Raw genomic sequence first — 12,969 nt, 5'->3', positions numbered from 1 at the left:
GGAAAATAGACTCAGACGAATTCCTAGAGGATAAACTAGACACGAATATATCCTCTAGGAAAATAGACTCAGACGAATTCCTAGAGGATAAACTAGACACGAATATATCCTCTAGGAAAAGGCGCCTAAAGGGTACTGGTAGCGGATGTATATACTACCGCAAAGTAACTAAGAAAGGAAAAGAGTATCAAGAGGCTTATTATCAGTACGAATTTTGGGATAAGGGAGACTGTCTATTAAAATCCTCAAAGTATATTCAGAAAAAACTGTTGGGCATAGTTCATAAACTCAACCAGTCTAAGGCACCTGTTCGGGAAATTCTAGAAATCTTAGGGGAAATAATATAGAGATGCTGAAAATAAAGCATCTCTATATATTTACTTGTGGAGTGGGCATCCCTGCCCGCCCTGTGTATTTGATTTGAATGGGAAACGGTATAATTTAAAAAACTTAATCAAAACCAGTATATATCTTACCTTTGCTGAAGTCGCATAAATAAGGCGCCAATAAAAATTCCAATTCCATGCGTCCAATAAGCAGTACTCCATTGGTTAACACCTAATGGTGGAATATCTAAATTACCAATTCCATAAAACAGTTGTTGGATAAACCACCAAAATGCATAGTAGAAAGCAGGTATTTCTACTGGAATAAATACAACAAGTAAAGGTAGTACTGAATCTATTTTAACTTTGGGAAATTTAAATATATACGCCCCTAATACCGCAGCAACGGCGCCGTTCGCTCCAATTAACGGTACAATCAAACTTGGTTCTCCGAATATTTGTACTATTCCAGTTAATATACCCGATACAAGATAAAGAGTTAAAAAGCGATACAGACCGAGTAACTTTTCAAGAGTACTGCCAAAAACCCATAAAAACAGCATATTACCCAAGATTTGGGCAAAGCTGCCGTGTAGAAACATTCCTGTCAATAACGTCGTCGAACGCATTAGGACGGCAATACTCGCTGCTGCATTACCTGATATAGTGCTGGCAATTGCATTAGTGACTTGTACTGGCGCCACTCCCCAGGTATTAATAAAATATCCTAACTCTCCTGAAGAGAGTTGAAGTTCGTAGAAAAATAAAGCAACGTTTAAACCAATTAAGCTCATTGTCGCAAGCGGTCTTGCGCGCGAAAACAAAAATACGTTATCACTAACAGGAATCATAAATTAAACTTACCCATTAACTTGTGTCAATATTAAAATTAGATGTTAAATGTACCGCTTATAAATAAAACCAATGTTGGGAAGTACACTTGCTGGACGATACCAAATTATTAGTAGCCTTGGAGGTGGTGGATTTGGTGAAACCTATGTTGCTTGTGACTCCAAACTCCCTGGTACACCGCAATGTGTGGTTAAAAAACTCAAACCTCAATCGAATGACCCTGAAACTCTACAAACTGCACGTAGACTCTTTGATACTGAGGCAAAGGTTTTATACGAATTAGGAACTTATGAGCATATTCCTCAGCTTTTGGCGTATTTTGAGGAAAATCAAGAGTTTTACCTCGTGCAAGAATTCATTTTGGGTCATGACCTTGGTAATGAATTGACACCAGGTAAGATTTACTCCCAAGAAGAAGTTATTTTACTTTTACAAGAAATTTTAGAAATCTTAAAATTTGTTCATCAACATCAAGTTATTCATCGTGATATCAACCCCCGTAATATTCTCCGTAACAAGCATAACAATAAGTTAGTTTTAATTGATTTCGGCGCCGTTAAGCAAATTACTACAAATGTTGTAACTTCCTATAGTCAAAAAATTACCGTAGCTATTGGTACTCCCGGATACATTCCCAGCGAGCAAGCACAGGGAAATCCTAGATATAGCAGTGATATTTACGCACTAGGAATTATTGCTATTCAAGCTTTAACTGGTATACCAGCTGAACAATTAGAACACGATGACTCTAATTATGAAATTATCTGGCGCCCAAAAGTTACAAGCGTTAGTAACGAGTTTGCCGAAATTTTAGATAAAATGGTGCGGTATGATTTTCGTCAGCGGTATCAAGACGCTAGCATTGCGCTACAAGCACTAAAAGACTTAAATCAATACCAATCTAATCAAGGTACAATTGCACTGGCACCTGCATCTCCAATTTTGCCAAAACAGCAATCACGTACTGCCAATAATCTTAAATCTATTAGTAAAAAAGCTATCCTCGTTAGAACTTTAACCGGAATAGCTTTTCTCGGTTCTGTGACAACGATTTCTTTGTTTGTTTTAGATGCTATCAACTCGACTAATTCGGCTGAACTATACAAACAAGCGAATACGTTGTATGATTTACAGCGTTACAACGACGCGCTGAATACATATCAAAAAGCCGTTGATATTCGCGCCGACTATGGCGACGCTTGGTATGGTAAAGGAAAAGTCTTACATGAACTCAAGCGTTATAAAGATGCTTTATCAGCCTATGATAAAGCAATTCAAATCTCTCCAAATAATAAAGATGCTTGGCGAGGAAGAGGGTTTACTTTAGATAAGTTAAACCGTGAAGACGAAGCTGTTGCTTCATACGATAAAGCATTGACTATACAGCCAAATGATTTTGAGGTGTGGAACGCAAAAGGTGAATCCTTAACTGATTTGAAACGCTATGATGATGCTATTAAGGCTTTTGAGAAAGCTGTTGAGCTAAAACCAGATTACTATCAATCTTGGTTTAATAAGGGAAAAGTGCTGCATACTCTCAAACGTTATGATGACGCTATTGGCGCCTATGATAAAACAATCGAGTTGAAGCCGAGTTATGAAACAGCTTGGTATAATAAAGGTAATTCGTTAATTAATTTACAGCGCTTTCAAGACGCATTTACAGCCTACGATAAAGCTGTACAATTAAAATCAGATTATGTAAATGCGTGGATTTCCAGAAGCAATACGTTACTAAATTTACGACGCTACCCAGAAGCACTTGACTCATTCAACCAAGTAGTCAAGTATGACTCCGATAACTATGAAGCATTCTACAACCGTGGTTGGTTATTACATCAGCAGCAACAGTACGAGCAAGCAGTACAATCTTACGACAGAGCAATAGCAATAAAGCGTAATAATTACCTAGCTTGGTATAATCGCGGCAATTCCCTATATAGCTTAAAACGATATGAAGATGCTACTGCATCATACAACCGCGCGATTCGTTATAAACCAGACCATTACGAAAGTTGGTTCAGTCGAGGAAACGCATTCTTTAACATGCAGCGAAATCAAGATGCCATCGCCTCTTATGAACGCGCGATTAAAATTAAACCAGATTACCAACAAGCAATCAATGCCTTAAAAGCAGTGCAAACCCAACAACCTCAAAAACCCCAAAAACCTTAAGATTCCTGACTTCTTTAAGAAGTCGGGAATCTTAGGGAAATTACCTAATATGTATCTCTTGCATCCAATCTCCAGGTTGTAAGTCTTGAAGTTTAGTAGAACTGGCGCCATTAATAAATGAGTCGTTCGTATTGCTCTTATTGCTTTTAATTGAAGTTAGATTTGATACTTGTGTGTTTGACATTGCAACTTCTGCTTGAGCAAACATACGCTGCTTCTGTGTATACTCAACTAACTTTGCTTGGGCTGTTGCATATACTGAACTATTCTTAGGTATTTGCTCTAAGTACTTAACTGCCGACTTAAACTCTTGGTTTGTCGCTTTATCATAAGCTTGCTGCAAAAGATAAGCTGCACGTACATGACGTTTTTGAGTATATTCAGTTACCTTTAGATCGACGACGGTATTTGTATTACTGTTTTTCGGTATTTGATTGAGATAATTCAGTGCTGTGTCGAAATCTTTGGCGCCTGCTCTTTCATACGCCTTTGCTAATAAAGCTTTGCTTTGGCTTTCTATCTTTATATTCGCGCTCGCAACCAACATATCAGTTTTAGATTGCCAATATAAAATATCCGGTACTTGTGGAGCAACTTTTAATACATCTGACCAACGCCCATCTTTTACAGCATTTTCCGCTGTTTGATATTGCTCTGCCGCAATTTTCCATTGGTGCTGCCATTCTTCTATAGTCGCCTGCGCTTCGGGGTAAACGTTACTCGTTTCTGGTATTGACTTTGCCAGTGCTATGGCGCCCTTTAAATCACCAGATTGAAATTCTTCAGCCGCTTTATATAATGTCTCAGTTTCCGATGGCGCCGGAGTCTTACTATTAACCAGCGAGTAAACCCCAAACCCCATTACCAAAGAATTTGCTACTAACCCAACTTTGACACCTGTTAACAGTGGAGAAACATTATTACTAGCTCCTTTATTACCACCTGAGTATGGCAAATCTACGGGTTGCTCAAGCGTTTCTGAGATAATTATATATTCAGCTTCAACTGTCTGTGGATAATTTTCTATAGGAATCTGTTTAAGTGAGCGAGATACAGATTTCGCTGTTTGGAAACGATTTTTGTGGTCGTAACAAATCATTGTACTAATGACCGCAGCCAAGTAATCACTAACTTGAACGTCTTTAGTTCTCCAAATGATCTCATTACTGTGAGGGTCTACCTTCAACTGGAGCGGCGTCAGTCCCGTCAGCGCCTGAATTGCAATCATTCCCAGCGCGTAAATATCACTACTTGCCTTGGTTTGACCAACAAATTGCTCAGGAGGAATATATCCTAACGAAGTAACAGGAATTCGATAAATCGGTAATTCTGTATCTGCTGCAAAATCAATCGGCTGAATCGAACCGAAATCAATTAGTACTATTTTACCATCAGATGCTCGGCGAATCAAATTTTCAGGTTTAAGATCGCAGTGAATGACACCTTGCGAGTGGACAAAATCGAGAATTTCTAAAACTTCGATTAAAAATTTGATGACTTCGCTTTCACTCCAGCAATAGCTAAATTTCTGGTTAAGCGGCAATTCTGCCGTCAGCGCGTGCCCTTCAATAAATTCCTGAACTAGATAAAAGCGTTCATTCTCTTCAAAACAAGCAATTAGTCGCGGAATTTGGTTATGGTGTCCCAATTGTTTGAGGGTTTGAGTCTCCGTCAAAAACCGCAACCTCAATGTTTCCAAGTGACTGGGATGGAAGTTTGTTACTTTCAGTTGTTTAACAACGCACTTCGGGTTTTCCGGGTGGTCAATATCTACTGCAATGTATGTCTGTCCAAATACCCCTGCACCTAGGCTTTGTACGATTTGGTAACGCGATTGCAGTACTTTACCGAGCATGTAGTGAGTCATGAGTTGGTTACTAAGTCACTCCTTTATATTATTTCCTGATATTCCTTTCTGATTCCGGAAAAGCTTACAAAATAGTGCTATTGAATATTTCTTTATCAAATCAACATAAATGTCCTGGTTACTTATACTTAAAATTTCATGCTATATTTATATTCTTTGTTACAACATAGCCTTGAACTTATTCATGTATTAAATACTGCAACTATTTTTAAGTAATAGCAATATTTTTTACAACCCCATGTGACAGTTTTACAAATGGTATAGCAAAATACACTTTCATTCGTTACCAGTTTTGATGTATTTAAAGATGCTAGCAATGTTGCGCGCGTCATCAATACCACGATGGTGAGTACCTTTTAGAGTTATTCCTAACTTTGACATAGCAGGCGCCATACCATATCCTTTTGTTACACCAAGATATTCAGAGAACTGTTTCTTGACATTGATATGTTCTTCTGAAAATGGGTAGGGAACTTGATGGAAGTCGCAGTCCTGTATGAATTGCTTTTTGTCATAATCTCCCCATGAACAAAAAACATGATTGGGAAATTCTAGACGCCAATGTTTAAAATTAGCCATTCCAAGCTCAAATGTCGGCGCCTGTTCAACATCATCTTGCCGAATAGTCGTGAGTTGAGTGCAAAACTCGGTAAGATACGGGTTTCTAACTGGTTTAATAAACTGCTGAAATTCCCCATCTATCAACCACGTCGAACGGTTCAGCATCACGGCGCCAATTTCAATAATTTCCATTTGATCACGTGGAACGGCGCCATCCTCTGAACAAGTCGCTTCCAAATCAACCACTAAGTAGTAAAAGTTTCTATTTTTATTCTTGGAATTGTTAGACATCGTATTACCCACTTCGACAACGAGAGTAAAAAGCACACCTGTGCTATTTTGTTCTTGATTGTAATACAAATAATACATAATTTGTTAATAATAAACGTTGTAGAAACGCGATATTTGATTAAAAATGCCCTATTCCAGTCAATAAACCGCAATAAAAAAGGGTACAACGCAGTGTTATACCCATACTGTTATGTAGTATTTATTTTTTTCCCTTCCCTTTACCCTTTTTGACTTTCACCTCCTAAGAATTATTCGCGTTGATAATTTTCATGAGGTGTGAGTTTAAGTCTGTTACATGCTCGTTCAACGTACCAAAAAAATCACTGTCTACTTTATCTACAACATGAATTGCTGCAACTGCTAAATCATAACCTTCCTTAGTTATCGTTAAGGATTTTGCCCTGGTATCTTTTGAGTCAGTCTCGCGCTTGATTAACCCTCGTTGCTCTAGCGCGCGTAAAACTTTGGAAGTCATCATAATGTCGGCTTTGGCATGAGCAGCTAATTTAGCTTGGGTAACGGTTTGTTGCCCTTGACTAAGCCAAATTATTCCTGCTAGTAAAACAAATTGTACGTGGGTTAATCCCAGCTTTTTCAGTCCAGAATTCATTTTTCGCTGCCAAAGATTTGACACTTGCCACAGTAAAAATCCTGGGCTGTCATCTGGGTTTCCAAACTGAAATACCATTATCTTGTGTGGCGAGTTCAACGGATACTACCTCGATTTTTCTGGTGTTTGGCGCATCTGACCCACGAATTAGTTCATGCGTCAGGCTGTTGTATTTCTAACAAGCCATATCGGAATACATAGCCCCAATTGTGCTTATTTTTTATGAAATGTAAATTTGGAATCAAGGGTATTATACTTACTTTATTACAATCTAAAAACTTAACCGAACGACGGTATGGCATAAAACCATTACCCATATTACAAGGATAAACTGATTCTCCTACCACTCAACAAGATTGCTGTGAAAGCTTGACATTTTTCTTCATTACCAAAAATTTGTTTATGTGAGTAATAGATTACCCAGTCAAATTGACTCAGGCGCCTTAACGGTAAAGCTTTGCCATAACACGCTTGCATAAAACCACCCAAAACTCCTTTTTCTACATCGTTTTTTGATGCTACGACAATCCAGTACCATAAGGAATCCATATTTTACATTTTTATATCCACCTCCAATATTATAATCGCGATTAATAATATTGTGAATATAAATTAAGCTGCCCCCTGAACTTTTATTATTCGTGACTGTTTTCAGGAGATTTCAAAGGCTTTACAATGCCCGTGCGTATAGCAATATCAACTACTAGTGCCATCCAAGCAAACAAAAAGATATTTTCAGCTAGTGGTACAGCTAACGGTACAAAGGAAAGAACATCATTAATATAATCAATATGATTGTAGGTTGTGATCATCTCAACTTGAACTATTCCGCGTACTAACGCAAACGCCATTACTCCTCCAGCCTTGAGTTGTAGGTTATTGTCAGTGCGAATAATATATCTGTACGTGACTCCGAATAAAAGTCCAGAAAATACAGCTATACCAGCACTGACCCACCAATGACTACTAAGTATGGCAACAATACTAATTTGTTCAATATTAAATATAGCTAATTTAACTAATACAAGGTTATTAAATTGACTGATAATGATAAATGCGAAGGTGGCGCCGAAGGCGGATAAGATAGCAGCTTTGATCGATTCTAACCGCTCTAGTATATTAGTCTCACTTGTGTAATGCACGACAATGACTTAAACTCTTAAACTACTTATAATACTCAAAAATGGCACAAGCCCGATTATTGCAATAACCGGGCTTGTAAGCATGTAAGCGCTTCAGAATGGTAAAAAATCAAGAAATTCAACTGTTTAACTAATAATAGTATTGGCTACTTTCTTGCTCAAGAAATAATCTATGATTTCCTGTGACTGTTCAAAATGTAGTAATTGTGAAGGTGTCTGAGCGATGTGACTAGGATATTCATTGCCTCCTAATATTTCTAAAATCGCGCTATCTTGATAAAGATTCTTTGTTGTGGTGGAATCTTCACCCTCAAGTCGTCTTAATAACATCAGCTTTTCTAATGGAACTGTTGGCAAAACACGAGTACTAACATTCAAGAAAAAATCAAAAGTTGTATTACCCAAACGAATATGGTCACCATCTTTCAACTCAATTGATTTAAATACTCGGTCACCATTGACGTATGAACCGTTAGTACTTTCAAAATCTCGCAAATAGAATTTTTGCTGTTCATCAATATACTGAATAGCAGCATGATACCGCGATATATACGAATCAACTATATGAATACCACTATCTCTATCGCGTCCTAATGTCCAAATACGTTGCGGTTGTTTCAAAGAAAGCGTTTGACCCTGACATAAATTTGTAGTCACATATACAGCATCTTCACTGATGACACCCTGTAAGTAGAATGACTTAGCTCGTGTTCCCAAAGACATTGAGAAAGTCTCTACCTGAAGTATTTCATCCAAAAGGCTGCCGTGCTGTTCATATAATTTTAGAAATGTCTGATACAAACTTAATCTTCGTTCGAGTTCTGCTTCTACACACTCAGCCATAATTAAGGTGAGCCTCTGGCTATAACAACAAATACTAGTTACCAAAATGCTTATCAAGCTTCGTAACGATTTATCATCGTTTAATTGCGTTCGGCGAGTCTCAGACTGCTTTCTAGCGGCTTGATTGCACAAACTTAGCAGAACCTAAGCACACAGTTGATTAGGTTTTTCTCTGCCTGTCAGCTAAATTAATCTTTTCTTAACGTAATTAAATACATTTGTTAAAAATATTATTAGTAGCTCTTGGTGTTCCATTATATACACTTTTGCCAATTTTACATAGGACTTGATTCAGATTCCAATCTGAACCAAGTCTTAATTGATCTGATTTTCAGAGATTTTTCAGAAATTTTTATACTTATTGACAGAAAAGCAATGATTATTCTTATAATTAGATGCTTGTAATTTAAACATATTTGTGATATGTCATTTAAGTTTTAAGTTTACTTACTAAAGCGTTATTTGACTTATAAAGTGTGGTTTATACGTAATTGCTTAAATAGTACTAAAATATTAACCTTGTTAAATCAGTATTAAATTCAACAAACAAAGAAGTGCGCCGCAATTGGGCACTTCCGTATAAGCAAGTATAAAAACGCTCTTTAATTTGGTAGACCTGTCGGAAATATTTCTGGATAGTTAAAATTACTACGATTAGAACGTAGTTGAGCTACGGTGTTGTGATCACTATTGATTTTAGTAATAGCCAATGCATAATATTATCTATAATAAACCACGCTTGCCATTAGGGCGTACCGTCATCCAGTTAGTCTTAGCTAATGCCAGCTGGTCGTCTGAAACTTTGGCACCAGTAAGATTAGCACCACACAAGTTTGCTCCCCGTAGATTAGCGTTATTGAGATAAGCATAACTAAGGTCAGCACCGCGAAGGTCTGCTGCTTCTAAGTCAGCATGGCTTAGGTAAGCTTTACTCATATTGGCATCACGAAGGTTTGCACGGTTAAGACTTGCCCTGCCGAAGTCACTATTATGTAAATTGGCACCAGTCAGATTTGCACGCTCTAAAACAGCAGAGTGGAAGTTAGCTCCCGATAAATCCATACCATTCATGTTAAGCAAGCTCAGATTATGTAATGCAAAATCACGTCTACCTTTGCTATAAGCAGTTCGTAGTCCTTCAGTGTTAAAAGAGCGAACTTGAGATTTAGAGCCAACACTAGCGCTAGTATTAGTACCAGCCCAAGTATTAGATTTAGCTGTAGCTAGTTTGTGACTAGTTGCACTTGTTGCTTGCGCTACTTTTGCTCGTCTTTCTCGAATTGCAGCAGCTACTTGTGCAACTCCTGCACTCGAATAACCACTCGAAGAATTACTTAAGAGCGCTCCCGAATCATCAAAACGACTACCTCGGTCTTTAATGCCACCTGGCGGTCGAGTTACCAAGCTTTGTGCAAGGCTATCAAGGTAAGGCTCCATCTCTAATGCGCGTAGCACATCCATAGATGATTGATAGCGTGTTCTCACGGACACATCAAGCATCTTCCGCAGCACATTACTAAGGTGGGAACTAATTTGCACCATGTGTTCCCACATCATCTCGCCAGTGCTGGGATTGTAATCCAAATCTTTTGGAGATTTGCCCGTTAGTAAGTAAATACAAGTTACACCCAAGGCATAAATATCCGAAGAATAAACTGGACGCATTGCCATTTGTTCAGGTGGTGCAAATCCAGGAGTGCCTATTGCATACGCTGTCAATGCGGTTTGTCCAGATTGAAGCGCCGCAGTTTGGCTGACTTGGTTTTTTACTGCACCAAAGTCAATTAGTACCAGTCGGCTGTCTTGAGCGCGACGTATTAAGTTTGCTGGCTTTATATCGCGGTGAATTACCTTTTGCTCGTGGATATACTGTAGCAACGGTAAGACTTCGCTCAAAAACTGCTTGACTCCAGCCTCGCTGAATACTCCTTGCCCTTTTACCTCTTGCTGTAAAGTGGCACCGCTAATATATTCTTGGACTAAATAAAATTGCTCACGGTCTTCAAAAAAATCAAGCAACCTCGGAACTTGAGGATGGTTGCCAATTTTACCCAAGGTGACAGCCTCGCGCTCGAACAATTCGCGCGCCATCTGCAAGATATGTGGTGCTGTTCCTGAAGGACGTAGTTGTTTGATAACACAAGTTGGTTCCCCAGGTAAAGATTCATCAATGGCAACAAATGTAGCACCGAAGCCGCCTTGACCTAGTGATGAACGCACTCGATAGCGGTCGCGTAACAGTAAACGCGAGCCACAAGACTGACACCTCTCGCTGTAAGCAGGATTCTCTGGATTAGGACAAGTAGGATTTAAGCAGTAGCTCATGTACTGTCAACTCGCTGCACGAAAATGTAATAAAGAGCGTTGAAACCCTTATTCCATTATTAAAGTAAGAAATCTCTTCTAACAGGTGAATTTTGCTGGAAATCCCTTGAAGAGTTGCTGAAGATATTCAGTAGTTACTTAAAGTAATAGTAAGTACATGTCCGTATAACCAAATAATTCGCAATTGAAAATTTAATAAAAAACCCTCAACAATAGTCGAGGGTTAAACAATTATCAGTTATGAAAGATGAAATTTGCTTTTATAACTAGCTATAAAACAACTAGGTATAAACTAGTCCAGTTCCTTCATGAACATTACTGGCTCGTTCTCACGGTCGATACCTTTCTCGAAACCACCAGCAGCAGCGCGCGCGCGGCCTGCGTGCCATAAGTGACCGATGAGGAAGAAGAAGCCTAACACGAAGTGAGAAGTTGATAACCACGCACGAGGTGATACGTAGTTAAAGGAGTTAATTTCAGTTGCAACACCACCCACAGAGTTCAAAGAACCTAGAGGAGCATGTGTCATGTACTCAGCAGCACGACGTGCTTGCCAAGGCTGAATATCATTCTTAATTTTGTCGAGGTCAAGACCGTTTGGTCCACGTAATGGCTCTAACCAAGGACCTTTAAAGTCCCAGAAGCGCATGGTTTCACCACCGAAGATGATTTCACCAGAAGGTGAGCGCATCAAATATTTACCAAGACCTGTAGGACCTTGAGCAGAACCAACGTTAGCACCTAAGCGTTGGTCACGAATCAAGAACGTTAAAGCTTGTGCTTGCGAAGCTTCAGGGCCTGTAGGACCGAAGAATTCGCTAGGGTATACGGTATTGTTGTACCAAACCATACACGAAGCAATGAACCCCATTAAGGACAAGGCGCCCAAGCTGTAGGATAGGTAAGCTTCACCAGACCAGATGAATGCACGACGTGCCCAAGCAAAAGGTTTAGAGAAGATGTGGAAAATACCACCACCAATACAGAGCAGGGCAACCCAAATGTGACCACCAACAACGTCTTCAAGGTTGTTAACGCTGACAATCCAACCTTCTCCACCGAAGGGGGACTTCAACAAATAACCAAAGATTGTTGCTGGGTTCAATGTGGGGTTCGTAATGACGCGAACGTCACCACCACCTGGCGCCCAAGTATCATACAAACCGCCGAAGAACATAGCCTTCAGCACCAACAACAGCGCACCACTACCAAGAATGATTAAGTGGAACCCGATGATGTTGGTCATCTTGTTCTTGTCTTTCCAGTCGTAACCAAAGAAAGAAGAATATTCTTCTAAGGTTTCAGGACCGCGAACAGCATGATAAATACCGCCAAATCCAAGAACTGCCGAAGAAATTAAGTGGAGTACACCAACTACGAAGTAAGGGAATGTATCGAATACTTCGCCGCCTGGACCTACACCCCAACCTAAAGTTGCTAAGTGAGGTAGCAAGATTAAACCTTGCTCGTACATGGGCTTTTCAGGAATGAAGTGCGCGACTTCAAACAAAGTCATTGCACCAGCCCAGAATACTATCAAGCCAGCGTGGGCTACATGGGCGCCCAACAGCTTACCGGACAAGTTGATTAAACGCGCGTTACCAGACCACCAAGCGAAACCAGTGGATTCTTGGTCGCGACCACCTAGATTGATTGAACGATTAGAGAGCGTTACCACGCGGTAGTACCTCTTCGGGGAATACAAATTTTTCGTGAGGCTGGTCTTGAGGAGCCATCCAAGCGCGGATACCCTCGTTCAGCAAAATGTTCTTGGTATAAAAAGTTTCAAATTCTGGGTCTTCTGCTGCACGTAATTCTTGCGACACGAAGTCATATGCACGCAAGTTGAGCGCTAGACCGACAATACCAACTGCACTCATCCACAACCCAGTTACGGGTACAAACAACATGAAGAAGTGCAACCAGCGTTTGTTAGAGAACGCAATACCGAAAATCTGTGACCAGAAACGGTTTGCA

General features: G+C 39.5%; 10 protein-coding genes and 2 pseudogenes. 2 read left to right on the top strand and 10 right to left on the bottom strand.

Annotated elements, in window-relative coordinates; all coding sequences use genetic code 11:
• Positions 1-347 (top strand): annotated as a pseudogene (locus AC2JBO_RS36110) (DNA N-6-adenine-methyltransferase); the annotation flags it as partial.
• 125 nt (positions 348-472) lie between these two features.
• Here AC2JBO_RS36110 and AC2JBO_RS36105 read toward each other — a convergent pair.
• A complete protein-coding gene (locus AC2JBO_RS36105; RefSeq protein WP_496958454.1) occupies positions 473-1,177 on the bottom strand; it encodes a rhomboid family intramembrane serine protease in 705 nt (234 codons plus the stop codon).
• A 73-nt stretch (positions 1,178-1,250) separates the two neighbouring features.
• Here AC2JBO_RS36105 and AC2JBO_RS36100 point away from each other — a divergent pair, with 73 nt between their 5' ends.
• Positions 1,251-3,353: a tetratricopeptide repeat protein gene (locus AC2JBO_RS36100; RefSeq protein WP_496958453.1), complete on the top strand. Its 2,103-nt coding sequence runs from the start codon at positions 1,251-1,253 to the stop codon at positions 3,351-3,353.
• A gap of 40 nt (positions 3,354-3,393) precedes the next feature.
• Here the strand turns inward: AC2JBO_RS36100 and AC2JBO_RS36095 are convergent, their stop codons facing one another.
• From AC2JBO_RS36095 to AC2JBO_RS36055, 9 genes and pseudogenes are all read right to left on the bottom strand, one after another.
• Positions 3,394-5,220, bottom strand: a complete 1,827-nt coding sequence (locus AC2JBO_RS36095) for a protein kinase domain-containing protein (RefSeq protein WP_496958452.1) — start codon at positions 5,218-5,220, stop codon at positions 3,394-3,396.
• 276 nt (positions 5,221-5,496) lie between these two features.
• Complete coding sequence (locus AC2JBO_RS36090; protein ID WP_496958451.1) at positions 5,497-6,072, bottom strand: 3'-5' exonuclease; 576 nt, start codon at positions 6,070-6,072, stop codon at positions 5,497-5,499.
• A gap of 241 nt (positions 6,073-6,313) precedes the next feature.
• Positions 6,314-6,760, bottom strand: coding sequence for a MarR family winged helix-turn-helix transcriptional regulator (locus AC2JBO_RS36085; protein WP_496958450.1), 447 nt, complete (start codon positions 6,758-6,760; stop codon positions 6,314-6,316).
• A gap of 240 nt (positions 6,761-7,000) precedes the next feature.
• Positions 7,001-7,231, bottom strand: coding sequence for an EVE domain-containing protein (locus tag AC2JBO_RS36080; RefSeq protein ID WP_496958449.1), 231 nt, complete (start codon positions 7,229-7,231; stop codon positions 7,001-7,003).
• A gap of 86 nt (positions 7,232-7,317) precedes the next feature.
• Positions 7,318-7,824 carry a hypothetical protein gene (locus tag AC2JBO_RS36075; protein WP_496958448.1) on the bottom strand — a complete coding sequence of 169 codons (507 nt, stop codon included), beginning with the start codon at positions 7,822-7,824 and terminating at the stop codon, positions 7,318-7,320.
• A 126-nt stretch (positions 7,825-7,950) separates the two neighbouring features.
• Positions 7,951-8,667 (bottom strand): FHA domain-containing protein, encoded by a 717-nt coding sequence (locus tag AC2JBO_RS36070; protein ID WP_496958447.1) that lies wholly within the window; start codon positions 8,665-8,667, stop codon positions 7,951-7,953.
• 723 nt (positions 8,668-9,390) lie between these two features.
• Positions 9,391-10,992, bottom strand: coding sequence for a serine/threonine-protein kinase (locus tag AC2JBO_RS36065; protein ID WP_496958446.1), 1,602 nt, complete (start codon positions 10,990-10,992; stop codon positions 9,391-9,393).
• 292 nt (positions 10,993-11,284) lie between these two features.
• Positions 11,285-12,670, bottom strand: coding sequence for a photosystem II reaction center protein CP43 (gene psbC / locus AC2JBO_RS36060; RefSeq protein ID WP_496958445.1), 1,386 nt, complete (start codon positions 12,668-12,670; stop codon positions 11,285-11,287).
• Positions 12,654-12,969: pseudogene (locus AC2JBO_RS36055) on the bottom strand (photosystem II D2 protein (photosystem q(a) protein)); the annotation flags it as partial. The gene psbC and the pseudogene AC2JBO_RS36055, both read right to left, overlap by 17 nt.

It is taken from the genome of Calothrix sp. CBUCES-K 9914 (assembly GCF_059640475.1).
This window is presented reverse-complemented; position numbering and strand designations above follow the sequence as displayed.

Bases quoted from the DNA above. Each gene is read 5' to 3' on its own strand.
- AC2JBO_RS36105 (WP_496958454.1), bottom strand. From the start codon at position 1,177: ATGATTCCTGTTAGTGATAACGTATTTTTGTTTTCGCGCGCAAGACCG.
- AC2JBO_RS36100 (WP_496958453.1), top strand. From the start codon at position 1,251: ATGTTGGGAAGTACACTTGCTGGACGATACCAAATTATTAGTAGCCTT.
- AC2JBO_RS36095 (WP_496958452.1), bottom strand. From the start codon at position 5,220: ATGACTCACTACATGCTCGGTAAAGTACTGCAATCGCGTTACCAAATC.
- AC2JBO_RS36090 (WP_496958451.1), bottom strand. From the start codon at position 6,072: ATGTCTAACAATTCCAAGAATAAAAATAGAAACTTTTACTACTTAGTG.
- AC2JBO_RS36085 (WP_496958450.1), bottom strand. From the start codon at position 6,760: ATGGTATTTCAGTTTGGAAACCCAGATGACAGCCCAGGATTTTTACTG.
- AC2JBO_RS36080 (WP_496958449.1), bottom strand. From the start codon at position 7,231: ATGGATTCCTTATGGTACTGGATTGTCGTAGCATCAAAAAACGATGTA.
- AC2JBO_RS36070 (WP_496958447.1), bottom strand. From the start codon at position 8,667: ATGGCTGAGTGTGTAGAAGCAGAACTCGAACGAAGATTAAGTTTGTAT.
- AC2JBO_RS36065 (WP_496958446.1), bottom strand. From the start codon at position 10,992: ATGAGCTACTGCTTAAATCCTACTTGTCCTAATCCAGAGAATCCTGCT.